We start from the raw sequence: 21,578 nt of genomic DNA on the forward strand, positions 1-21,578 counted from the left end.
CGGCGGATTGGTCGGCGTTCAGACCTGGAGCAGGACGAGCGGCTGCCCGGTGGGCGACGTCGATCCGCCGTGGGGCTCCTCGGTGATGCCCACCCCGTCCGCGCCGGCGGGGCTGCCCGCCAGCACCGTCGCACCCGCGGAACGTCCCTGCTCCACCAGGCCGGCCGGCACCATCGTGCCGCCGTGGCTGTACCAGATCTCGTAGACCCGGGAGCCGGGCAGCGCCGGCAGGCCGTGGAAGAGCACGGCCGCCTGCCCGAGGCTGCGGGAGGACACCACCGTGGCGGTCCCGCCGCCCTTGAGGGCACCGGTGTGGAAGGTGGCGTCGGGGGCGGCCGTCAGGGCGCTCAGCTCCGTGGCCTGCTGCTCCGCGCGGGCCGTCCGCTCGCGCTGCAGGTCGGCCTCGTGCTGCGCGTTGACCGCGACGCCGGAGGCGACTGCGGCACCCGCGAGGCACGCGGCCGCGGCCAGGTAGGGCAGGCGCTGCCGCCAGCCCCTTCCCGTCGCCGGGCGCAGCGGCACGACGGTGCCGTCCGGCGGCAGTTGCCGGACGTCCGGCAGCGCCGCCATGACGCGGTCGCGCAGGCCGGGCGGCGGCACCTCGGCCACCGCGAGTGCCAGCCGGGCCGCGGTCTCGGTGAGCTCGCGGACCTCCTGGGCGCAGGCCTCGCACTGCGCCATGTGGCGGTGGAACTCCTCCGCCTCCGGCCCGGCCAGTGCCCCGACCGCGTACGCGCCGGTCAGGGTGTGCAGGTCGACGCTCGTCACGAGCTCACCCCCAGGCAGTCGCGGAGCCGGATCAGCCCGTCCCGCAGCCGTGTCTTGACCGTGCCCAGCGCGACGCCGAGGACCTCGGCGGTCTGCTGATAGGTGTAGCCGCGGTAGTAGGCGAGCGTGACCGACTCGTGCTGCAGTTCGGTCAGCTGCTCCAGGCAGCGGCGCACCTGCTCACGCTCCAGCCGCCGCTCGACCTGCTCGCTCACCTCGTCGAAGGCGGGGCTGTGGTCGCGGACGCCCGCCTGCACCTCCCGGTCGGCGCTGGCCTGCGCGGAGCGCACCCGGTCCACCGCCCGGCGGTGGGCCAGCGTCATGATCCACGCCATGGCACTGCCGCGGTGCGCGTCGAACCGCGCCGCGCACCGCCAGACCTCGATCAGGACCTCCTGGGCGACCTCCTCCGACTGCGCCGGGTCCCTGACGACCCGCCGCGCCAGGCCCAGAACGGACCCGGCGACGGCGGTGTACAGAGTCTCGAACGCGTCGCGGTCGCCTCGTGCGACCCGGTCGAGCAACGCCTCCAGCGGTCCGGGGGACCGCTCGGGAGACGAGCCACGTTGTGCTGCGGCGCGCATGGACACCTCCTGGCTGACACGGCGCTCAGCCGTACTTCGGTGCCGTGCGGCACAGGGATTGGTCCCGGCGCGAAAAAGAATCTACTGGGGCGGCATGAGCACGGTGTCGATGATCTGCACCGTGGCGTTCGCCGTCGTCACATTGCCGCACACCACGTTGGCCGTGCCGTTCACCTTGTACGACTGCCCGGAGCCCGACGTGGTCAGCGTTCCCTTCTCCAGCGTCGTGTACGTGCCGTGCGCCAGCCCGTCCGGCGCCTTCACCGGCTGGCCCACCACGTGGTAGGTGAGGATCTTGGTGAGCATCGCCTTGTCGGCGAGCACCTTGTCCAGCGTGGCCTTGGGGATCTTGGCGAACGCGTCGTTCGTCGGCGCGAACACGGTGATGTTCTGTGCGTTGTTCAGCGTGTCGACCAGGCCCGCCTTCTTCACCGCGGCGACGAGCGTGGACAGCGCCGGGTTGTTGGACGCGGCGGTGGCCACCGGGTCCTTGGACATGCCGTCGAAGCTGCCCGCGCCGTTCTTCGGGACGGAGGCGCAGCCGGGCCCGAACGGCTGGTCCATCGCCGCCGTGGTGGACGCGGGCGGCGAACTCGGAGCCGGCGCGGACGTGGCGGCGGCGCTGGACGACGCCGGGTCGGCGGAGGACTTCTTGTCGCTGGAGCAGGCGCTCAGCGCGAGCGGGAGGACGGCCGCGACCGTCACGGCGACGGCGATACGGCGGGAACGGCGGGTACGGAAGGTCATGATCTCTACTCCTGAAGGCGCATCGGTGCTGCGGGTGACGTCGGGACGCAGGGGCGTCGGGACGTCGGAGTGCCGGGGTGTCGCGGTTTTCCGGGGGCGGGCGCTGCCCGCCCTGGTCAGGCCACGGTGACCACCACCGAGTGCCAGCCCGTCGCGCCGTCCGGGACGGTCCCGGCGCGCTGTTCGGTCTGCGTGGCTCCCGTGCGATCCGTGGCGCGGACCTGGAGGGTGTGGCCCCCAGGGGTCGCGTCCCACTCCCACCGCCACTGCCGCCACGTGTCCGCCGTGTCCTCGGCGGCCAGCGTCGCGACGTGCCAGGGGCCGTCGTCGACCCGCACCTCGACCCGGTCGATCCCGCGGTGCTGAGCCCAGGCGACGCCCGCCACCGGCACCCGGCCGGCCTTCGGCGTGGCGAACGGCTTCGGCGTGTCGATCCTCGACGCCGTCTTGATCGGCGCCCGGCGGGACCAGCCGCGCCGCACCCAGTAGGCGTCGTACGCGTCGAAGGTGGTGAGCTCCAGTTCGCGCAGCCACTTGCACGCCGACACGTAGCCGTACAGGCCCGGGACCACGACCCTCACCGGGAAGCCGTGCGCGAAGGGCAGCGGCTCGCCGTTCATGCCGAGGGCCAGCAGCGCGTCCCGGCCGTCGAGCACGGTCTCCACGGGCGTGCCGATGGTCATGCCGTCCACCGAGCGCGCCACGAGCTGGTCGGCGGGCCCGCCCTGCGAGGGCGCCACCACGCCTGCCTCGCGCAGCAGTTCGGCCAGCGGCACGCCGATCCAGCGGGCGTTGCCCGCGTAGGGCCCGCCGACCTGGTTCGAGACGCAGGTCAGGGTGATGTCGCGTTCGACCAGGTCGCGGCGCAGCAGGTCGTCGTAGGTGTAGACGACGTCGCGCGGCACCCCGCGGCCGTGCAGCCGCAGCCGCCACGTGGTGGCGTCGACCTTCGGCACGACGAGCGCCGTGTCGACGCGGTAGAAGCGGTCGTTGGCCGTCGTGAACGGGCTCAGACCGCTCACCGGGAAGCCGGCGCCGCGGGGCACCGGGGCCGCCGGGGAAGCGGGCCGGGGCAGAGCGATCGCGTGCCGCGAGGCGGTGGCCGCCGCGCCCGCGTGGCCGTTGAGGGTCCTCCCCAGCGCGCCCGCGCCCGCCGATGCGGCGGCGGTCGCCGCGGCGGCGATGACGAAGCCGCGGCGGTCGAACGCCGGACGGGGGGACGATCCCGCGTCCGTCCCGACCCCGCCCCCGGTCCTGGGCCCGCTCCCGAGCCCGGTTCCGGTCTCACTCCCCGTCCCCGTTCCGGGCGTCGGCGAGGCGGGCGCGGCCTGGTCGTTCGACGGGCCCACGCCGCCCGCCGGGCCGGCCGGCACGGCGGGGGAGAGGCGGGCCGACAGCAACCACAGCGCCACGGCCCCCACGAGCGCGCCGGCCAGCGGCGGCAGGACGTCACCGACCCGGTGGTCGGGGCGGCTCACGGCCGCCAGGACGCCGACGACGCCGAACACGGCCACGCCGGCGACCGCGGCCCGCCGGAAGCGCAGCGCGGCCACGCCGAGGGCGATCGCGAACAGGGCCAGGACGGCCACGATGCCCAGCTGCAGGAACAGCTTGTCGTTCGTCCCGAAGTGCCGGACCGCGTAGTCCTTCACGGACCCCGGAGTGCGGTCGATGACGGCGCCGCCGACCGCGACCACCGGGCTCGCCTGCGGCCGCACCGCCGCCGACACCAGCTCGGCGCTCCCCAGCGCCGCCGCGGCCGCCAGCAGCCCCGCGAGGCCGCCGAGCAGCACACGCAGCGCGCGGCGCCCGCGGGCTCGCGTCGCCGCCTGACGCGACGTCATGTCCCGCTGACGGCCGTCCTGGTCGCTGCTGCTCGGCTTTCCGCTCACACCCCGCATTCGGCGCGGCGGCGCCGGCGGATTGGGCCGAACTCGCGGTTACCCCGAACGGGTGACCCGGCCGGCGGCGGCCGGGCGCCGGACCGGCGGCCCCGGGCGGGCGCGGAGCCCGTCGCGGTGCCGGTGACGTCAGGCGGGCCTGAGGCCCAGGCGGAGCAGGCCCTTGCGGTCGTAGTAGCGCGTCATCGCGAAACCGAAGAGGAGGGCGACGGCGAAGCCGATGCCGATCATGATCCAGCCGCGGTCGAGCCCGGCGTCCGCGCGGGCGTCGAAGTACAGGATGGCGCGCACGCCGTCGGTGACCTGGCGGAAGGGCTCGAAGACGGCCAGGAAGCGGTAGAAGCCCGGGACGGCCTGCAGGGGCACGGTGGCGCCCGACGACGGCAGGGCCAGGGCGACGAACACGAACATGGACACCACCTGGCCGATGCCGCCGAAGGCCGCGTTGATGGCCTGCACGCCGAGGCCCACGGTCAGGCTCGCGCAGTAGGAGAAGATCCACAGCAGCGGGATGTGCGTGGCGTCCATGCCCAGGATGACGACGGTGGCGATCATCACCAGGCTGCTGGTGAGCACGACGATGCCCGCCGTCATGATCATTTTCAGCAGGAGCGTCTGCGTGCGGCTGATCGGGACCGTGGGACGCCGCGTGTGCCAGGGGCCGATCTCGTTGTCGGTGTAGCCCAGGCCCGCGTCGACACCGTTGTTGATGATGTTCCCGCCCACGAACGCGGTGAGCACCAGGAGCAGCGTGTAGTAGAAGGCGGTCAGGCCGAGGCCGCTGTGCCGGCCGATCGGGTGGCCCACGGCCGTGGTCACGGTGACGGGGTCGGTCAGGAGCACGCGGAGCGTGGGGTCGGCGCCCTGGGAGGCCGCCCGGGAGGTCAGCTGACGCCCGATCACCAGGGAGCTCTGGTGGGCGGCGCGCTGGGTGATCTGGCTGGCCAGCGAGGAGCCGAGACTGCCGAGCCCGGGGTTGGTGAGGACGGTGAGCGTGGGCCGCACCGTGGCCCGGGCGGTCGTCAGGGCCCCCACGGAACGGGTGAATCCGGCCGGCACGACCAGTGCGCCGTAGATCTTCCCCGACGCCAGCTGGTCCTGCATCTGGGCCTGGCTGATGCGGCGCCACTGCACGGCCTTGGTGGGGGTGCCCGACACGACGGCCTGGGTCAGCTGCGCCCCGAGGGGCTGCTGCTGTCCCGGCAGCGGCGGGCCCTGGTCGTTGTCGACCAGGGCGATCGGCAGATGGTGCAGGCTCCCGTTCGGATTGACGATGCCACCCATGTAGAGCAACCCCAGGAACAGCGCCACCAGGCAGGACAGGACGGTCGGCACGAGCCAGAGCTTCGCGTGGCGGGCCACGGCGACGGCGCGTGCGCGCGGCTGCGGCTGCCCGGAACCCGCTGAGGTCATGGCACTCCATCAGAGTCCGGCCCCGCACGGCCCGGACCCTTGCTCTGGCGTCGACGGTCACCGGGGCCGCGCGTGCCGCGCGCCGCCGCTCCTCCCGGAAGAGTGTGCGAGCGCCGGCCGCCCCTCAGGTGACGATAACGCCCTAGGTGCCCCATATGCGCGATAACCGTCACGACACGACCCGCGGCGGTCCCGCCCGGCCCCGGGCCCGCCGGGGACACGGGGGCCCGGGGCCGGGCGTGCGGGCGGCCGCCCGGCGGTCAGCTCAGTGCGAACTCCTGCGCCGCCGTGCCGTTGCAGTCGTGGATCTGCAGCCGCGTGCCGTTCGCCGTGGCGCCGTCCGTCGCGTCCAGGCAGCGCCCGGACTGCGGGTTGAGCAGCGACCCGTCGGACTGCTGCACCCACACCTGGCCGCCGGCCGAGCCGCAGTCCCAGAGCTGGACCAGGGCGTTCTGGGCGGTGGAGTTGCCCGCGATGTCGAGGCAACGGCCCAGCGTGGTCAGCCGGTTGGTGGAGGTGTGCACCCAGTGCTGGTCCAGCGCGTAGGACTGGCAGTCCCACAGCTGAGCCGCCGCGCCGTTGCCGCCGACGTCGTCGGCGGAGATGTCCAGGCACTTGGCGGCCGGCCCCGCGACCATGCCGCCGCCGTTGACCGCGAACTTCTGGGCGGCGGTGCCGTTGCAGTCGTGGATCTGCAGCCGGGTGCCGTCGGCCGTGGCGCCGTCCGTCGCGTCGAGGCAGCGCCCGGACTGCGGGTTGAGCAGCGACCCGTCGGACCGCTGCACCCACTTCTGGCCGCCGACGCCGTTGCAGTCCCAGAGTTCCACCTGGGTGTTGTTCGCGGTGCCGTTGCCGTCGATGTCCAGGCAGCGGCCGAGTGTGCTGAGGGAACCGTCGGCCTCGTGGAGCCAGTGCTGGTCGGCCGCGTAGCTCTGGCAGCCCCACAGCTGCACGGCGGCCCGGTCGCCGGAGACGTCGTCGCCCGTGACGTCCACGCAACTGCCGCCGGGCGCGGAGATCGTCGCGGGTGCGACGGCCGCGGTGTCGCCCGCGTAGCCCGCCGACACGATGTCCGCCTGCACGGAGTCGTCGGCGGCGTCCGAGGGGTAGCCCGAGGTGATCGCGCCCTCGAAGAACGAGCCGCCGGACCTGTTGCTGTTGTCGCCACCGGTCCCCATGACGATCGAGCCCTCCTGGCGCATGGGCGCGTAACCCGGCGGCAGGGCGCCGTTCCACCAGGTGGCGAGGCCGCCGGACCGGGCGTCGCCCCCCTTGAGCGCGAACGCGGTCTGCCCGTTGTTCTTCAGCAGGGCCGTCACGAAGGCGCTGGAGTTGCCGCCGTTGACGCTGTGCGCGTTGGTGTCGGCCTGGAAGATGCCGTTCTCCAGGTCGGCCTGCACCCACGGCCCGGTGCCGTGGCACGGGTTGCAGGCGGTGATCGGGGAGATGTTGAGGGCGTCCATGTGGCCGGCGCCGGTGTCGTTCTCGGCGGCCTCGACGTTGCCGAAGTCGAAGCAGCAGTCCCGGATGGTGTGGGTGCCGCTGGCCACCATGTACATCCCCTCGGGCTGCCCGTTCGTGGCGACGCCGGCCGCGCGGGCGTGCCGGTACCCCACGCCCGGCGGCACGTACACGCCGTACACCGCGTGCCCGGCCACGGTGACGTGCAGCACGTTCGCCATCGCCCCGACGTCGGCGGCACCGGCGGTGCCCGCCCCGGCGATGGTCAGGTCGTTGTGCTGCGGCGACTGGTCGTAGATCGTCGTGATGACGCAGACGGCGCCGGTGCAGAAGGCGTTCTGCGCGGAGGCGGCCGCGTAGCCGCCGGGGGAGAGCACGCCGACGTCGAGCGTCGCGCCGTCCCGGACGCGGACGACCCGGTAGAGGTTCCCGTCGTACGACGAGTACAGCGCGCGGACGGTGCTGAAGGCGCCGACGCAGGGCGTGCCGGAGCCGCCGTAGATGTCGCAGGGCAGAGTGCCGGCGGCGTGTGCCGTGCCGCCGGCGCCGGCGAGCAGACCCAGCGTCAGGGCGAGCGCGCCGCCCAGGCCGAGCAGAGTGCGGCGCCAGCGCCGCAGGAGTGCGCGCAGGGCTGCGCGTGGGGGTGAGCCGGTCATCGTCGACCCTTTCTCCGTCGGGAGTGGTGCGGGGCGGCGTCCGCCCCGGGACCGCGGGGCGGGCGCACGACGCGCAGCGGGCGGGGCGCGGCGCGCCAGGCGTCGAGGGGTGGGCGATGTTCGACGTGCGTCGTGGAAGGCGCGGTGCGGGGGAGCGAGGCAGGGGGAGCGGCCCGAAGGGAGCGCTGAACGCGAGGCGGCGCGGGACGAGGCGGCGGCGGTCGGGCTGCCGCGAGCGGCGCGCGGACCGCCCGGGCGCCTCCGAAGCTAGGGTGCGCGGTCGCCCCGGTCAACGGTCGGAAACGGGCCACGGACCACTCGGAACCGCCCCCGGCCGGGCCGCTGCCTGCTCTTTTCGGGCGAGCCGAGGGCCGCGTACCGCGCGGTGCGGCCTCCGGCCGGGTTTTCTGGAGGGGTGACCGTCCTCGAGCGGCCACCCGCACGGGTCACGCCGTGCGCGCGGACGGAGAAGGGGTGGCCCGGCGGTGAGCGAGGGAGGAAGCGGCGGAGGTGGCGGCGGGCCCGGCGGAAACGGCGGCGCCGGCAGCGCGGACGGCGCCGACGGCGCTCATGGATCGGACGCCTCTCCGGGCGGCACCGCGGACGGCACGGGCCAGGACGACGCCGAGGACGCGTCCGGCGCCGCCGGGGACACCGGTCCGGCCGGCGCCGGCGCCGTCGACTACGAAGCGCTCTTCGCGGCCGTGCCGGTGGCGTGCCTGGTCCTGGACAGCCGGCTGCGGATCGTCACCGCCAACGACGCCTACCTCGCCGTGACCGAGCGCTCCCGCGAGGAACTCGTCGGCCGCGGCTTCTTCGAGGCCTACCCGTCCGACCCCGACGAGCCCGCGACGAACGGTGCCGTGGTGCAGCGGCGCGCCCTGGAGGCCGCACTCGCCTCGGGCGAGCCGACGCTGCTGATGCTGCACCGCTTCGCCATCCCGCGGCCCGGCGCGGGCCGCTACGAACCGCGCTGGTGGAACGTCGTCAACCAGCCCGTCAGAGGCCCCGACGGGACGGTGCAGCTGATCATCCACCGGATCGAGGACGTCACCGCGTTCGTGACGTCGGCCCGGCGCACCGAGCCCGCGGACCCCGTGGCGCGGGCCGAACTCCCGCGGGTCGACGTGTTCAACCAGGCGCAGGAGCTCCAGCGGGCCAACGCCCGCCTGCTGGAGTCGACGGCGGCGGTCCACGACACGGCGCTCATCCTCCAGCAGGCGATGCTCGCCACGCCCGACCTGGCCTCCCACCCCGAGATCGCCGTGCGCTACCGGCCCGCCGTGCAGGGCATGAACGCCTGCGGCGACTGGTACGACGTGGTGGACCTGCCCGAGCGGCGGATGGTGCTGACCGTCGGCGACGTCGTGGGCCACGGCGTGGGCGCGGCCAGCGTGATGGGCATGCTGCGCAGTGCGCTGAACGCCGCCGTCCGGGTCGCCGACGGGCCGAGCGGCGCCCTGGAGGCCCTCGGGCTCTACGCCCGCGCCCACGAGGGCGCCCTGGCCACGACCACCTTCGCCTGCCAGGTCTTCCCCGGCAGCCGGCTGCTGACTTACAGCAACGCAGGCCATCCGCCGCCCGTCCTGGTGCACCAGGACGGCTCGCACGAGTTCCTGGACCGGGCCACCGATCCGCCGCTAGGGGTCCGGGTCGAACACGTGCCGCGCCCGCAGGCCACCCTGGAGTACGCCGTCGGCGATCTGCTGGTGCTGTACACCGACGGCCTGGTCGAGCGGCGTGGCGAGGACATCGACGTCGGCATCGGCCGGCTCGTCGACGCCCTGCGCGAACTGCGCACCCGGTCCGTCCACGAGGTGGCCGACGCCCTGCTGGCACGGCTGGCCGACCCGAGCGGCCAGCACGACGACATCTCCGTCCTGGCGGCCCGGCTGTGAGGTGCCGATCCGCGACGTGACCCCGCGCACCGCTCCCTCCGGCGGCGGACCCGAGCACCGTCGCCGGCGCCATCCGCGGCGCGAGCGCCCCGCCGACGGCCGGCCGCGCGAGCCCGGTCCCGCGACGTGGATCAGGCTCCGCCACCGGACGTGAGCGCCCGGCCGGTCAGCGCCCGGCCTGCCCGTGCCCGTCCGCGTCCCCCGGCGCGCCCACCGGGCCCGGTGGGCGGGGCACGGTGGCGGAACCCGCCGCGAGGAGAGCGCGGGCACGCGGGAAGTCCCGCAGTTCGGCGGCGAGCAGGTCCAGCGCCGGTGCCAGGGGCAGGGCCAGGTCGCCGCGGGCGCTGAGGACGCCGGAGGCCCAGGAGAGGAACCCGGTGAAGAGCGAGGGATCGTCGGTGTAGAGGGACACCGCGAGGAAGTCGACCATGTGGCCCAGGTCCTCGACCGTGTGCTGCCGCTGGAGTTCGGTGCAGCCGCGCAGTGTCGGCACCCCGTCGTCGAGGCCCGCCATGACCGTGCCGACCAGCCGGGACCTGCTCCGCGTGACGAGGGTGTACTCCTGGTCCGACAGGTGCGGCAGGTCGTCGACCGGCTGGTGCGCGCGGGCGGGCCGCGGCAGCCCCTCGTCGAGCAGGGCTGCCGCGGCCCGGGCGTCGGGGGCCCACAGGTCCGCCCCGAGCCGCCGCGCCTGCCGGCCGTCCGGACCGAAGGCGGCGCCGCCGGCGAGCACCGGGGTCCCGGTGGCCTGGCAGGCGGCGATGGCGGTGTGGGCGGCGGGCAGCCGGGTGCTGAGCGACGCGGACAGCGCCACCGCGTCCGGCGCGGTGCGGTGCAGGTGCTCGACCAGGTGCTGCGTCGGCACCTGCGCGCCGAGGTAGTCCACGCGCCAGCCGTGCAGGCTCAGCACCTGGGCCAGGATGCGGGCGGGCAGGGCATGCCACTCGCTGTCGATGCAGGCCACCGTGACCAGGCCGCGCCGGGCCGCCGGCCGGGCCGCGACGACCAGGGGATGCCGGTCCAGCGCCGCGATGGCGCGCTCGTTGATCGCGGTCGCCGCGTGTTCCTGGGGCACGCTCAACCGGTTGGCCGCCCACTCGGCACCCACCTGCCGCTGGACGGCCGCGACCACGTCGACCAGGATCGTCTCGGCGTCGACGCCGGACTCCAGCGCGGCGAGGAGCACGTCGGCCGCCGCGTCCTCGTCGCCGGCCGCCACCGGCGCCCACAGCTCCTCCGCCCAGTCCCGCGGCGCCGCGGCGTCACCGCCGGGCGGACCGGCCGCTGCGGTGCCGGACGTTCCGCCCCGCACGGGTGCGGTCATGCCGTGTACCTCCCTGGTCCGGAGCCGCCGGTCATCGACAGGTGCGCGCCGCGCGGCATGGCGACCACGACCACGGCCATGTCGTCGTGCCGTTTCGCGCCCACCCACTGGGCCGCGATCATCTGCACGTGTTCCACCACCGTCTCCGCGGACATGCCCGCGCAACCGGCGAGGTGGTCGCGCAGCCGCTCCTCGCCGAACTCCTGGTCGCCGAGCGGGCCGCCACGGGCCTCGGTGATGCCGTCGCTGAACATCACCAGCGACTCGCCGGGGCCGAGCGTCACGTCGGCGGTGGTGCTCGTCACGACGGGCAGCACCCCGACCAGGCTGCCGTGGGTGGGCACCTGCTCGACGGTGCCGTCCGCCCGTACCACCAGGGGCGCGGGGTGCCCGGCGCTGGTCACCCGCACCCGGGCCTGGTCCCCCCGGCGGCGGACCGCCGCCAGCACGAGGGTCGCGAACCGGGTGTGGTGCGACGTCAGAAGGGCGCGGTTCAACAGGTTCAGCAGACGCTGGTGGTCGGTGGTGAGCGGCAGCAGCGCGTGCAGCGTGTTGCGGATCCTGCCGGTGAGGACCGCGGCCTCCAGCCCCTTGCCGCACACGTCACCGAGGACCGCGAGCGTGTCCGACTGCTCCGCGGTCGCGGGATGGACATCGTAGAAGTCGCCGCCGACACGGTTCTGTTCGCTGGCCGGCCGGTACCCGCCGGCGAACTCCATACCGCACGTGTGCCGCAGCGTCGGCGGGAGCAGCTCGCGCATGAGCGTCTCGGTGATGGCCGCCTGCTCGCTGTACAACCGTGCCGACGAGACCGCGGCCCCGGCCCGCGCCGCGAAGATCCTCGCCAGAGTCTCCTCGCTCTCGTCGAAGGCGGCCCGGGTCCCGTGGCGCAGCAGCACCAGGGCGCCGGCGGGCACGCCCGGACCCGGCAGCGGCACCACCGCCATGGACCCGACGGGGCCGAAGCCCTCGGGGACCAGCCAGGTGGGCGCGGCCGCCGGGTCGATCCAGCGCGAGGGCACCGGCGGGAACCCCTGCAGGGCCTCGGCGAGGCCCGGTACGGCGTCGGGCGGATGCGTGGTCGTGGCAGCGGTCGGAGAGCCGCCGCGGACGCAGCTGACCAACTTCAGTCGGTGCCCGGCGTACGGGCCGATCGCCACGGCCGCGTCCGCCAGCCCCCGGACCGCCTCCAGCACGATCACGTCCATGCAGCGCTCGACGTTGAGCGAGGCCAGCAGGCGGTTCGACGCCTCGGCGAGGAAGACACTGCGCTCCCTTTCCCGCGCCAACTCCCGCTCGGCACGCCACCGGTCGGTGTCGTCCAGGAGCCACCAGGTGACCGAGCCGTCGGCCCCGGGCACCGGCCGGCCCTCCAGGCTGCGGCCGTCGAGCCGGCCGCGCACATGCCGGTCCCCGGACCCGGCGTCGGGGGAGACCCCGTCCGTGCCCAGCGCGACATGGGCGGCCGCCAGCCACGGCAGCCTGGCCCGCACGGCCTCCGGCCGTCCCGGGGGGAGGTCGCCGAGCAGCACGCGGGCGGATTCACTGGTGCGCAGGACGCCGCCGTCGGCGCCCAGCACCACCACCGGATAAGGAGAGGCGTCGGCCGCGGCGTCCGCCCATCGACCGGGATTCGGCTCGGTTGTCTTCGCACCAGCCACACAGCGGGTCCGCACCCTGGGGGACCCTCACCTCATCACGTTCGTCCGTCGGGAACCCTGCGTCCCACAGCCACCATGGCGCAGTTCGGCAGCCTCAGGCAACTGCCCGTCACCCGTGAGTCAGTTCGAAGCGGTCGCGCCCGGACCCGGACCCGGCCGGGCCGGCCGCCGGGCGCCGGCCGGCGGGCGATGGCCTGCGGATGCCGGCTCGCCGCAGGCCGCGCGGCCCGCGGATCAGATCAGCGGCAGGACGACGACGATCCGCTTCCCGCCCTGCGGCAGTGCCTCCACCTCGACGGAGAGGGCCAGGTGTTCGACGATCGGCCACCCGAAGCCACCCGGCCGGTCCACGTCCACACCGAGCGCGCCGCGCGCGACGGGCAGCGCGTCACTCATGTCGTGCACGAGTACCCGCAACGCCTCGCCGTCAGGGGTGAGTTCCGCGCCGAACCCGGCCAGGCCCCCGCCGTGCCGCAGGGCGTTGCTGACGAGTTCGGCGACGACCAGCTGCACGTCGGTGCGCGCCCTCTCCGTGCCGCGGTCCACCTCGTCGAGGAGGCGGATCACCGTGTGCCGGGCATCCGTGGCCAGTTGCGGGTCGTTCCCGTTCACGGAGAGTGCGGGCGGGCTGTAGGGCTGTTCGGTCATGAGGTGACCTCTGGGAAGTCTTACGGCGAGCGGCTCGAAGCGTTCGTGCGCGGGACGCCGTTGCCGCGCTCCTGGACTCGGTTGCCCTGCCAGCCCGGTGTCACACAGGGCCGAGCCGGGTTCCCGTCCGCTGCTCCGTCTCATCTCAGGTCTCCGGTCAGGTCTCCGGCGACCGCGGTTCCCGCTCCGCGAGGTGGTCCGGCGGGCCGTTCTCCAGCGCGTGGCGGGCCGCCGCGGTGTCGGCCGCGAACTCGAAGTGGCCGGAGGTCATGGTCAGGTCGAACAGGCGGCGGATCCCGGCACCGAGCGGGCCCGCCAGCACCAGCCGGCCACCCCGGTCCGCCAACTCGCGGCGTGCCTCCAGCAGGACGTGCAGCGTCGAGGAGTCGGCGAACACCGCCGCCGAGAGGTCGACCACCACACGGGCGCCGTCGGCTCGCGCCGCCTCGCGGATCCGCTCGGCGAACGCCTGCGACCGCTCCCAGTCCAGTTCGGCCTCGGCGCGCACGATGCGCAGGCCACCGTCCTCGTGCAGGTCCATGTCCTCCCCGCTCCCGCGTCGCCCGTCGTCACCGCCCCCGGCGGAGGATACCCCGGGGGCGCACCGGACCACCGCCCGGGCGGGCGGGTCCCGGAGGAGTGATCCGCCCCCGCGGGGGCAGGCCACCGTAGCCGCCCGTAGGGTGCCGCGAATCGCGGGGCAGAGGGCCGGGAACCAGAGGAGAAGGTGCGCGGATGACGAACGTCGGTGATTCGGACCGGTTGCTCGGTCTGCTGACGGAAGGCCGGGAGGAGTTCACCGGGCAGTGGGTGAGGAGTGTCACGTCGACCCTGGCCGGCCGCCTTCCCGCCGCCGAGGTGCAGCAGGATCTCCACGAGCTGTATCCGGCGCTGCTCGACGCGTTGCGGTCGGGCGGCCTCGCCACCCGTGACGAGAGCTACGGCGAGGTGCGCAGCCTGCTGACCGAGCTGTCCCGCAACCGGGCACGTCAGGGATTCAGCCCCACGGAGACGGCGTTCAGCGTCCTGTCCCTCAAGGACGTGCTGGAGCCGGCGCTCACCGCCGGCGAGGACGTGCGCGCCTACCTGCAACTGGCCCGCGTTCTCGACGACTTGGGCCTGTACACGATCGAGGTGCACGCCAAGACCCGCGAGGAGATCATCTCCGCCCAGGCGGAACAGCTCCTGGAGCTGTCCACACCGGTGGTGAAACTGTGGGAGGGCGTCGTGGGCGTGCCGCTGGTCGGCACCCTGGACTCCGCCCGCACCCAGGTGGTCATGGAGAAGCTGCTCCAGTCCCTGCTCGACCTGAACGCCACCCACGCCATCGTGGACATCACCGGCGTGCCGGCGGTGGACACCCAGGTCGCGCAGCACCTGCTCAAGACCGTGGTCGCCGCACGCATGATGGGCGCGGAGTGCGTGATCTCGGGCATCCGGCCGCAGATCGCCCAGACCATCGTCGCGCTGGGCATCGAGTTCGGCGACATCACCACCAAGGCGACGCTGGCGGACGCCCTCCGGCACGCGCTGGACCGCATCGAGGCCCGCGGTCCGGTCGAGATCGGCGGGCTGCTGTGAGCGAGCGGGTGCCGATCCTGAAGATCGGCGACGTGCTCCTGGTCTCCATCCAGTTCGACCTGGAGGACCAGATGGTGATGGACCTCCAGGAGGACCTGTCCCAGCGCATCGTCGACACCGGCGCGCACGGTGTGGTCATCGACATCTCCGCGCTGGAGATCGTGGACTCGTTCGTCGGCAGGATGCTCGCCTCCACCGCGGCCATCTCCCGGGTGCTCGGCGCCGAGACCGTCGTGGTCGGCATGCGGCCCGCGGTCGCGATGACCCTGGTCGAACTGGGGCTCTCCCTCGGCGGGGTGCGGACCGCGCTCAACCTGGAGCAGGGGATCGGCGAGCTGCGCCGTTCCCGGCGCAACGGCCCGGTCCCACGGTGACGTCCTCGTCGCAGCCGGTGGAGGAGTCCGACGCGCAGGAGTCCCCGATCACCGGCAACGGGGACGTGGTGAAGGCCCGCCAGGCGGTACGGGCACTGGCCCAGCAGGCCCGCCTGTCACTGGTCGACCAGACCAAGCTGGTCACGGCCGCCAGCGAACTGGCCCGCAACACGCTGTCCTACGGCGGCGGCGGGACCATGCGCGTGAGCATCGTCACGCGCGCCGGCACCACCGGGGTCAAGGCCGTCTTCAGCGACCAGGGCCCCGGCATCCCCGACGTCGACCTCGCGCTGACCGACGGGTGGTCGTCCGGCCGCGGCATGGGCCTGGGGCTCAGTGGCGCCCGCCGCCTGGCCGACGAGTTCACCCTGGAGTCGGCGCCCGGCCGGGGCACCACGGTGTCGGTCGTCAAGTGGGCACGGTGAACGCCGCACCGCCCATGGAGGCGGGCGAGGTCGTGTGGCTGCGGACCGACGAGGCGCTCGCCTCGGCGGGCCGGCGCGCGGCCGCCGAACTGGCCCGGCGGGTGGGCCTGGGCGAGGACCGCTCGGGCGACCTGGCGCTGGCCGTCACGGAGGCCGCGACCAACCTCCAGCGGCACAGCGTCGACGGGGCCCTCGCACTGCGGGTGGCCGCACGCGGCGGGCAGTCCGACGTGGAACTGCTCGCCCTGGACAGCGGTCCGGGCATCGCCGAGCTCTCGGTCGCCCTGCGCGACGGGAGTTCGACCGCCGGCACGCTGGGCGTGGGCCTGGGCGCGATCCGGCGCCTGGCGGACGCGTTCGCCATCCACTCGGTGCCGGCGCGCGGCACCGGTCTGTACGCCGGCTTCACCGGGCCGTCCGTGGCTGCCCCGTCCAGCGTTCCCGCCCGCGTCGAGATCGCCGGGCTCACCCGCCCGATCAGCGGGGAGACCCAGTGCGGCGACACCTGGGCGGCGCGGGGCGAGCCGTACGGGACCGACACCGACGACGAGCCGTCGGCGGTGATGGTGATGATGTGCGACGGCCTGGGACACGGCCCGCTGGCGGCGCGGGCGGGCGACGAGGCGCGGATCGCGTTCCGGGAGAGCCGGGCCGGCGATCCCGCCGGCGTACTGGCCGCGATCCACAGCCGGCTGCGCGGCACGCGGGGCGCCGCGGTCGCGGTGGCCCGGGTCGACCTGGCCACCCGCCGGGTCTCGCTGTGCGGGGCGGGCAACATCGCCGCTCTGGTGATGGGCGACAGCAGCCGGCAGTCGCTGCTGTCCACCCCGGGCATCGTCGGCCACAACGTCGGCCGCCCGCAGGTCTACGAGGCGGCGCTGCCCCCCGGTGCCGCGCTGGTCCTGCACTCCGACGGACTGCGCAGCCGGTGGCAGCCCGGCGACTTCCCCGGACTCCTGGCCGTCGCCCCCGCGCTGATCGCCGGACAGCTGCTGTGGCAGGCCGGCACCCACCGCGACGACGCCGCGATCGTCGTGGTCAAGGTGCCGTCGTGACCACGCCCCCCGCGCCGGACCCGGCCTCCCCCCGCGGAGCCGGGCCTTCGGCCCGACGCCGGCGGCTCGACGTGCTGCGCCGGGCGGTGGCGGGCGAACGCGATCTGCTCGCGCTGCGGCGGGAGGTCCAGGTCGCCTGCCGCGGCCTCGGCATGCCGGAGACCGACACGGTGCGGCTGGCCACCGTGGTCAGCGAGGTGGGCCGGGGCCTGCTCGCGGCCCCCGGCCTGACCGGCCGCCTGACCCTGGACCGCGCCGCCGGACGCCCCACCGCCGTCGCGGAGTTCGCCTGGACCGGGGCCGTGCGGCCGGCCGCCGGGACCCTCGCCGCGGCCGAGCGGCTCCTGCACCGGACGGCGTGGGAGGAAGGGCCGTTTCCCCGAGTCCTCCTGGGGCAGCCGCTACCCGACACACCGGAGTCGTTGGAGCAGCGCGCAGCCGCGGCACGAGAGGAGTTGAGGGTGCTGAGCCGTGTCAGCGTGGGCGAGGAACTGCGCAGCCAGAACCACGACCTGCTCCAGGCCCTCCAGGAGGCCCGTGCCCAGCAGGAGGAGCTGCAGCGCCTCAACGACGAACTGGAGCGCACCAACCAGGGCGTCATGGCCCTCTACACCGAGCTGTCGAACGAGTTGGAGACCACCAACAGCGGCGTGGTCGCGCTCCACGCCGAGCTGGAGGAGACGACCCGGCAGCTCAGCCTGGTCAACGAGGCCAAGACCCGCTTCTGGGCCAACGTCAGCCACGAGCTGCGCTCGCCCGTCAACGACGTGATCGGCCTCACCCGGCTGCTGATCGCCCCCGGCGCGGACCCGCTGACCGACGAGCAGACCCAGCAGGTGTCCATGATCGCGGCGTCGGGCAGCACCCTGCTGGCCCTGGTCGAGGAACTGCTCGACGTCGCGAAGGCCGAGTCGGGCCGGCTGGAACCCGAACTGGTCCCGGTCGACCTGCGGATGCTGCTCCACCAGCTGCGCGGCACGCTCGGCGGCTCGGCGCGCCCCGGGGTGGTCCTGGCCATACCGGCGGACGAGGGCTTCGCCCCGCTCACCACCGACGAGGTGATGCTCACCCGGATCCTGCGCAACGTGCTGTCCAACAGCCTGAAGTTCACCGAGCACGGCGAGGTGCGGCTGACCGTGGAGCGGCACGACCGGGCCGGCGGACCGTGGTTCGCCTTCGCCGTCTCCGACACCGGCGTCGGCATCCCGGCGGAAGAACAGGGCCGCGTCTTCGAGGAGTTCTACCAGGTGCGCGGTCCCCACCAGCGGGCCCGCTCCGGCACCGGCCTCGGGCTGCCCTACGCCCGCCGCCTGACCTCGCTGCTGGGCGGCCGCATGAGCCTGTCCAGCGCGCCGGGCGCCGGCACCGTGGTGACCGTCGAGATCCCGGCACACCCCCGGCATGAGCCCGCTCCCGCCCAGGACTGGGCGGTGCCCGGCACCGGTGACGGTGCCGCCGCGGCCCGCACCGCCGGGGACGGGCCCGGGGGCGGCGACGACGAGGGACGACTCCGCTTGCGGTCACTGGTGATCGTCGACGACGACCCGGTCTTCCTGGCGTCCGTCCGCCCTGTGCTGCGCGAGCTGGCGTCCCTGGTGACCGAGGTCGGCGACAGTGCGCACGCGGTGCGCACGATACGCCGGCTGCAACCCGACGCGGTGCTGCTGGACCTCAGCATGCCGCCCCCGGACGGTTACCAGCTGCTCGCCGTGCTGGCCGGCGACCCCGTGCTCGCGCGGCTCCCGGTCGTGGTGCTCACCGCGGGCGACCGCTCCGAGCTGGACCGGCCCCGCCTGGCCCACGCGCGGGCGGTGCTGGGCAAGACCAACCTGTCCGCGTCCCGGCTCGCCGACGTGATCGCGCCGGCGCTCGGCACGGTGCCGCCGCTGCCGCGCCGGCAGGGGCCGCGCCCCGATCGGACCGGCACGGCGCACCCGAACGCCCAGGACGCGGACGGCGCATGACATCAGTCCCGCTCGCCGACGGCGGTTCCGCTCTGATCATGCTCGTCGACGACAACCCGACCAACCGCTACGTGCTGGGCACCTACCTGCGCCGGGCCGGCCACGAGGTGGTCGAGGCCGAGGACGGCGCGGGCGCCCTCGCACTGCTGCGGGACCTTCCCGCACTGCCGGAGACGGCCGTCGTCGACGTCCGGCTGCCCGACATGACCGGCTTCGAGGTGTGCGAGGCCATCAAGTCCGAGCCGCGCACGGCGGCGTTGCCCGTGATCCACGTGTCCGCCTCCGCGATCAGCACCACCGACCGCGCCCAGGGGCTGAACCGCGGCGCCGACGCCTACCTCACCGAGCCGGTGGCGCCCAACGAGCTGATCGCGACCGTCGCCGCCACCCTGCGGTACGCCCGCGCCCGGAAGCGGGCCGAGACCCTCGCCGCCCGGCTGAGCGAACTCAACCGCGCGACGATGGACTTCTACCGGGCCGAGAACACCGCCGAGCTGGCCGCCCGCACCGCGCTCGGGGCCACCCGCATCTACGGGGGAGCCGCGGCGGTCGTGGTCCGCAGCGCCGAGGACGCCCCGATCCATGTGCGCAGCACCGGTGACGGCGAGACCACGGCGTCCGCCGACGACCCCTCCGAGCGGTTCGGCCGGCAGTTCCTGGGGCGGGCCGGCCAGGCCGGAGCGCCGGTCAGGCTCGACGTCCTCCCGGCCGCAGAGGTGCCGCTCCCCGCAGTGCCCGCCGATGCCGAGGGCACCGTGGCGGTCGCCTCCGCCCAGGTCAAGGGCACCGGCTCGGCCGCCAGCGTGCTGGTGCCCGGCAGCGCCCTCCACGGGGACGGCGACGTGCTCAGCCAACTCGCCCACGCCTGCGCGCTCTCGGTGGAGGCGCTGCGCTCCTACCGCCAGGAGCACACCCTCGCGCTGACCCTCCAGCGCACCTTCCTTCCCGTGTCGCTGCCCCGCACCTCCCTCGCGGACCTGGCCGTCCGCTACCTGCCGGCCAACAGGACCGCGGAGATCGGCGGCGACTTCTACGAGGCGCTGACGGTTCCCGACGGCCTGCTGCTCGCCGTCGGAGACGTGGCGGGCCACTCCCTGGACGCCGCGGTGGTGATGGGGGAGCTGCGGCACGCCCTGCGCGCCTACGCGCTGGAGGGCCATGCGCCGGACGGGATCCTGACCCGCCTGGACAACCTGCTGTACCGGGTCGACGCGACGATGGGGGCCACGGTGTGCGTCGCCGTGCTCGGCGGCGACGGGACGACCCTGCGCATCGCCAACGCCGGCCACCTGCCTCCGCTGCTGCGCGAGCCGGACGGCACCACCCGCTACGTCACCCGGCACGGCCCGATGCTGGGTCTCCAGCTGCCGCATCCGCCGGCCGAGGAGCTCGCGGTCCGGCGCGGCTCGCAGATCGTCATGGTCACCGACGGCCTGGTGGAGCGTCGGGGGACGGATCTCGACAGCGACCTGGGCAGGATGGCCGACGTGCTCGCGGGCGGCCCGGACGACGTCGAGGAGGTCTGCGAACTGATGCTCCGCCACTTCCCGCCGGACGGCCGGGACGACGTGGCGCTGCTGACGGCCCGGATCCGCTGAGCTCCCGGCATGCCGGCCGCCCGGCGGGCACGCGTCCGGACCCGGATGCCGGCCCACCCGGTCCGGGGCCGGTACGCCTCCTGGCCGTCCGGCGGGCGCGGTCAGCCCGGAACGATGGAGAACGAGCCGTCGAGCGCCGTCTCGGCGTACGGGCCGCTGTCGATGGCCTGCAGGCCGTACGCGGAGAACGACTGGCCGTTGACGGTGATGCCGCTGAAGTCCTGCTCCTGGAAGGACGGGTAGCTGCCGGCCGGCGACTCGATCACGGCCTCGGCGCTCGCGTCCTGGGCGCCCGGCGACGCCTGGGTGGTCTTCGACGAGCCCTTGGTGGTGTCCGACAGCGTGAGGCTGTAGGCGCCGCCGCCGTTGCCGACCACGCCCCCGCGGACGTTCGGTCCACGGGAGCGCGGCCGGGCCGGGCCGGCTCCCTCGTCAGCCGGCCGGTCGCGTCACACGTCCAGGGCGACCTCGTCGCGGCGGCCGGTGCCGGTGCCGGCGGTGGCGTGGGCCGAGTCCTTCGGCGTCGAGGCGCGCTCCGCCGCGGCCACGCGGCGCCAGGCCGGGTTGGTCGCGACGGCGCCGAGCCGGGCGGCACTCAGCGGCGGTTCGGGGCGGGTCACCGGAGCGCCCTTCTCCGCGGGCGCGTTCCACTCGCTGATCTCGACCAGGGTGCCGTCGGGGGTACGGAAGTCGGCGATCCAGTCCTTGGTGTCGGCCCGGTGGTCCGGGTACTCGTAGGTCTTCATGACGGTCAGGACGCCACCGTGGACCTGGGTCTGCGTGCAGGAGTCGCCGGGAGGCAGGTCGGCCGTGCAGTCGGCCCCGGCCGCGCCGTCGGTCTCCACGATGGCCTCGATCGCGGACGCGCCGTGGCCGTCGTCGAAGACCACGTGGGCGTAAGGCGGCAGTTCGTCGTCGGTGCCGCGTCCGTCGCGCCCCGAGATGCTGCCGGGCGGCAGCATCGAGGCCAGCAGGTCCTCCATCTGCCGCGCGCTGATCGGCCGGGCGCTCGCCGACGTGTCCACCGCGTGCGCGCCGGCCGTGGCCGAACGCGACGGCGCGGAGGCGGCCGTGACGTCGTGCGCCGCGCCCGGCGCAGCGTGGCCCGAGGCGGTGGCCAGTACACCGCCGGTACCGGCGAGCGCGAGGACGGCCGCGCCCGCGGTGACGACCGCCGCCCGGCGGCGGCGCAGGGTGCGTCCGCGGGAGTAGCCGGCCGACACCAGCGCCCGGCTGTCGGCGGGCGGGAACCCGTCGGCGGCGCGGTGCAGCGCGTGGAGGAACGCCGCGGCCTCCACGGCCTCGTCACGCTCGCCGGACCCGGCGGCGGGGGAGTACTCGGGCTGTTCGGACATGGTGGACCACCGTTTCGTGAGTCGTGAGTCGTGAGTCGTGAGTGGTGATGCGTGAGTGGTGATGCGTGAATCGTGACTGGTGGGTCGTGAGTGCTGAGTCGCGGCAACGCGTCGCGTGTCGTGGCCGGATCCGGAGCGGATCCGGGGCGGGGCGTGGTGCGTGCG

At 74.6% G+C, this 21,578-nt stretch carries 19 protein-coding genes; 7 read left to right on the forward strand and 12 right to left on the reverse strand.

What is annotated here, in order from left to right; translation table 11 throughout:
• Positions 1 to 18: 18 nt before the first annotated feature.
• The 6 genes from BMW99_RS12750 to BMW99_RS12775 form a co-directional block, all read right to left on the reverse strand.
• Positions 19 to 768 (reverse strand): anti-sigma factor, encoded by a 750-nt coding sequence (locus tag BMW99_RS12750; protein ID WP_075016806.1) that lies wholly within the window; start codon positions 766 to 768, stop codon positions 19 to 21.
• Positions 765 to 1,352: an ECF RNA polymerase sigma factor SigK gene (sigK, locus tag BMW99_RS12755; RefSeq protein WP_069466040.1), complete on the reverse strand. Its 588-nt coding sequence runs from the start codon at positions 1,350 to 1,352 to the stop codon at positions 765 to 767. Before sigK ends, BMW99_RS12750 begins: the two co-directional genes overlap by 4 nt.
• Before the next feature lie 81 nt (positions 1,353 to 1,433).
• On the reverse strand, positions 1,434 to 2,099 hold the full coding sequence (locus BMW99_RS12760; RefSeq protein ID WP_069466039.1) for a fasciclin domain-containing protein: 666 nt from the start codon (positions 2,097 to 2,099) through the stop codon (positions 1,434 to 1,436).
• Between the two features lie 116 nt (positions 2,100 to 2,215).
• Positions 2,216 to 3,943, reverse strand: a complete 1,728-nt coding sequence (locus tag BMW99_RS12765) for a molybdopterin-dependent oxidoreductase (protein WP_079176027.1) — start codon at positions 3,941 to 3,943, stop codon at positions 2,216 to 2,218.
• A gap of 186 nt (positions 3,944 to 4,129) precedes the next feature.
• The gene (locus BMW99_RS12770) at positions 4,130 to 5,413 is read right to left on the reverse strand and encodes a YhgE/Pip domain-containing protein (protein ID WP_069466175.1); all 1,284 of its coding nucleotides are present in this window, start codon (positions 5,411 to 5,413) and stop codon (positions 4,130 to 4,132) included.
• Positions 5,414 to 5,673: 260 nt separating this feature from the next.
• Positions 5,674 to 7,530 (reverse strand): arabinofuranosidase catalytic domain-containing protein, encoded by a 1,857-nt coding sequence (locus BMW99_RS12775; protein ID WP_069466176.1) that lies wholly within the window; start codon positions 7,528 to 7,530, stop codon positions 5,674 to 5,676.
• A 485-nt stretch (positions 7,531 to 8,015) separates the two neighbouring features.
• Here BMW99_RS12775 and BMW99_RS12780 point away from each other — a divergent pair, with 485 nt between their 5' ends.
• Complete coding sequence (locus BMW99_RS12780; RefSeq protein ID WP_079138404.1) at positions 8,016 to 9,428, forward strand: PP2C family protein-serine/threonine phosphatase; 1,413 nt, start codon at positions 8,016 to 8,018, stop codon at positions 9,426 to 9,428.
• Between the two features lie 166 nt (positions 9,429 to 9,594).
• On the opposite strand, the gene BMW99_RS12785 is transcribed toward BMW99_RS12780, so the two are convergent.
• The 4 genes from BMW99_RS12785 to BMW99_RS12800 all read right to left on the reverse strand — a co-directional run bounded on the left by BMW99_RS12785 (position 9,595) and on the right by BMW99_RS12800 (position 13,602).
• Entirely contained in the window at positions 9,595 to 10,752 is a 1,158-nt protein-coding gene (locus tag BMW99_RS12785; RefSeq protein WP_107485359.1) for a cobalamin B12-binding domain-containing protein, read from the reverse strand.
• Positions 10,749 to 12,413 (reverse strand): PP2C family protein-serine/threonine phosphatase, encoded by a 1,665-nt coding sequence (locus BMW99_RS12790; RefSeq protein WP_407640287.1) that lies wholly within the window; start codon positions 12,411 to 12,413, stop codon positions 10,749 to 10,751. Before BMW99_RS12790 ends, BMW99_RS12785 begins: the two co-directional genes overlap by 4 nt.
• Positions 12,414 to 12,647: 234 nt before the next feature.
• The gene (locus tag BMW99_RS12795; RefSeq protein ID WP_075016807.1) at positions 12,648 to 13,061 is read right to left on the reverse strand and encodes an ATP-binding protein; all 414 of its coding nucleotides are present in this window, start codon (positions 13,059 to 13,061) and stop codon (positions 12,648 to 12,650) included.
• Between the two features lie 157 nt (positions 13,062 to 13,218).
• Positions 13,219 to 13,602 carry an STAS domain-containing protein gene (locus BMW99_RS12800; protein ID WP_069466833.1) on the reverse strand — a complete coding sequence of 128 codons (384 nt, stop codon included), beginning with the start codon at positions 13,600 to 13,602 and terminating at the stop codon, positions 13,219 to 13,221.
• 194 nt (positions 13,603 to 13,796) lie between these two features.
• On the opposite strand from BMW99_RS12800, the gene BMW99_RS12805 reads away from it, so the two are divergent.
• The 6 genes from BMW99_RS12805 to BMW99_RS12830 are packed head-to-tail and all read left to right on the forward strand — an operon-like array spanning position 13,797 to position 20,058.
• Positions 13,797 to 14,642 (forward strand): STAS domain-containing protein, encoded by an 846-nt coding sequence (locus BMW99_RS12805; RefSeq protein WP_069466832.1) that lies wholly within the window; start codon positions 13,797 to 13,799, stop codon positions 14,640 to 14,642.
• A complete protein-coding gene (locus tag BMW99_RS12810; RefSeq protein WP_069466831.1) occupies positions 14,639 to 15,016 on the forward strand; it encodes an STAS domain-containing protein in 378 nt (125 codons plus the stop codon). Before BMW99_RS12805 ends, BMW99_RS12810 begins: the two co-directional genes overlap by 4 nt.
• Entirely contained in the window at positions 15,013 to 15,441 is a 429-nt protein-coding gene (locus BMW99_RS12815) for an anti-sigma regulatory factor (protein ID WP_069466830.1), read from the forward strand. The genes BMW99_RS12810 and BMW99_RS12815 overlap by 4 nt, the downstream gene beginning before the upstream one ends.
• A complete protein-coding gene (locus tag BMW99_RS12820) occupies positions 15,438 to 16,496 on the forward strand; it encodes an ATP-binding protein (RefSeq protein ID WP_322900199.1) in 1,059 nt (352 codons plus the stop codon). The genes BMW99_RS12815 and BMW99_RS12820 overlap by 4 nt, the downstream gene beginning before the upstream one ends.
• Positions 16,493 to 18,460, forward strand: coding sequence for an ATP-binding response regulator (locus BMW99_RS12825; RefSeq protein WP_265736953.1), 1,968 nt, complete (start codon positions 16,493 to 16,495; stop codon positions 18,458 to 18,460). The genes BMW99_RS12820 and BMW99_RS12825 overlap by 4 nt, the downstream gene beginning before the upstream one ends.
• On the forward strand, positions 18,457 to 20,058 hold the full coding sequence (locus tag BMW99_RS12830) for a fused response regulator/phosphatase (protein ID WP_069463121.1): 1,602 nt from the start codon (positions 18,457 to 18,459) through the stop codon (positions 20,056 to 20,058). The genes BMW99_RS12825 and BMW99_RS12830 overlap by 4 nt, the downstream gene beginning before the upstream one ends.
• 101 nt (positions 20,059 to 20,159) lie before the next feature.
• Here BMW99_RS12830 and BMW99_RS12835 read toward each other — a convergent pair whose 3' ends face one another.
• Together BMW99_RS12835 and BMW99_RS41295 are read right to left on the reverse strand one after the other, a co-directional pair.
• A complete protein-coding gene (locus BMW99_RS12835; RefSeq protein ID WP_069463120.1) occupies positions 20,160 to 20,435 on the reverse strand; it encodes a hypothetical protein in 276 nt (91 codons plus the stop codon).
• A 72-nt stretch (positions 20,436 to 20,507) separates the two neighbouring features.
• Positions 20,508 to 21,413, reverse strand: coding sequence for a hypothetical protein (locus tag BMW99_RS41295; RefSeq protein WP_069463119.1), 906 nt, complete (start codon positions 21,411 to 21,413; stop codon positions 20,508 to 20,510).
• Positions 21,414 to 21,578 lie beyond the last annotated feature (165 nt).

Origin of the sequence: Actinacidiphila rubida (assembly GCF_900110255.1) — a bacterium.
Classification (GTDB): Bacteria; Actinomycetota; Actinomycetes; order Streptomycetales; family Streptomycetaceae; genus Actinacidiphila; species Actinacidiphila rubida.